The sequence below is a fragment of the Butyricicoccus sp. OF27-2pH9A genome (assembly GCF_027693185.1).
GTDB lineage: Bacteria > Bacillota > Clostridia > Oscillospirales > Butyricicoccaceae > Agathobaculum > Agathobaculum butyriciproducens.
In genome coordinates this window covers 1-234 of record NZ_JAQEXK010000004.1, presented here as the reverse complement: position 1 = coordinate 234, position 234 = coordinate 1, and the positions used below count along the sequence as shown (strand labels likewise).

Here is a 234-nt window from a genome sequence, read left to right as displayed (position 1 = left end):
AGATGTAGGCGTTGAGTTATCTTCCCGGGCCGTCGCCAGCCAAGTATTGTCACCGTAAACGAGCTTAACTACTGTGTTCGGAATGGGAACAGGTGTACCCTCGTCACCATTAACACCTACTATTTCGTTGCACATTCCTGTGCAGCTTTGTTATTATACCATACCATCAGCCTGCTGTCAACATCTTTCTTGAAGAAATTTGGTGACCCGTGGGAGAATCGAACTCCCGTTTGC

The 234-nt window shown here is 47.4% G+C and carries 1 rRNA gene; it reads right to left on the bottom strand.

Annotated features, from left to right (window positions below):
* Positions 1-3: 3 nt before the first annotated feature.
* Positions 4-120 (bottom strand): 5S ribosomal RNA (gene rrf, locus PG722_RS04855).
* Positions 121-234 lie beyond the last annotated feature (114 nt).